Source organism: Streptomyces sp. SID3212 (assembly GCF_009865405.1).
In the GTDB taxonomy this organism is placed as follows: domain Bacteria; phylum Actinomycetota; class Actinomycetes; order Streptomycetales; family Streptomycetaceae; genus Streptomyces.
On sequence record NZ_WWJY01000603.1, the window covers coordinates 1 to 1,119 of the forward strand.

At 72.6% G+C, this 1,119-nt stretch carries 2 pseudogenes; both read right to left on the minus strand.

Features of this window, described 5'->3' with window-relative positions:
* Positions 1-453: pseudogene (locus tag GT042_RS18000) on the minus strand (hypothetical protein); the annotation flags it as partial.
* A gap of 177 nt (positions 454-630) precedes the next feature.
* Positions 631-1,119 (minus strand): annotated as a pseudogene (locus GT042_RS18005) (SAM-dependent methyltransferase); the annotation flags it as partial.

Genomic DNA, 1,119 nt, shown 5'->3' on the forward strand with positions numbered 1-1,119 from the left:
GTGCGGGCGCGCGGCGGGCGGCGGGGTGGCCGTACCGACCGGGGGGTAGCCGTAGGCGGGCTGCGGCGAGAGGGGCTGGGGCGGGACGGGCTGCGGGTGGGCCGCCTGCGCGTTCCTGCGGCTGAAGTGCACGATGTCCGCGTACAGGTAATAGGCGAGGACGGAGACCGCGGTCGCCAGGAGCAGACCCACGCCGACGTCCGACTGGGTGGCCGTCAGGTCCTCGGTCTCGTCCGTGCCGATCAGCGCCACGCACAGGACGAGCATCGCGACGGTGAGCACCAACAGCGCCCAGTTCAGGCCCTTGCGGGTGATGATCGCGAGTCGCAGCATCGGCGCCCAGGCGAGGAATCCGCAGCTGAGGACGGCGGCCAGCGCGAAGAACACACGCAACACGATGACGGCGGTCCCGTCTCGTGGTTGCTGCGGCGGCACGTAGCCGTGGCCGTGCATCACTGCTCCTGAAAGCCTGGGGACGAGGCGGAATCCGCGGTACGGGGACGAGCGTATACAGCGACGGTGACACCCCGCCCCCGGGTTGCGCGGAACTGGTACCGCATCGACAACTCCTCCCCGAACCGGGCCCACAGGGACCCTTACCGGCCACGGAACGGATCCGCGGCCGTTGGTTCAGCCGGGGTCGACGCTGCCGTCCGTCAGGCCGTCGTGAAGCCCCCGGACCAGCTGTTCCCCCAACTGTCCCGCGAGCCGCACCGCATCCTCGAAGGCGGCCAGCGCGCGGAAGCGTTCACCGTACCGCCGCTGGTCGGCGAGCGGGAGCCTGGGCAGGCGCAGACGCCGTACGTCGAGCCGGGTGGCGGTGGAGGCGTAGCTGCTCGCCTGTCGGTTGTTGGCGGTGCCCCGCAGGAATCCGGCGAGGAACCAGGGGTCGAGGGCAGCCGGATCCGGCCGCAGCAGCTGGAGGTTGCGGCCGAGGGCGGCTCCGGCCGTCGCGGCGTCGACCACGCGCACCACCGCGCCGCCTCCTAGGACGGGGACGACGACGTCCCCTTCCTTCGTACGTACGGGCTCTTCGGGCGGGCCTTCGGGGAGGGCGCCGGAGGGGGCGCGGCCGGCGAGGACGTCCTGTTCGGTGAGGACGGGGGTGGGGGGCGCGGT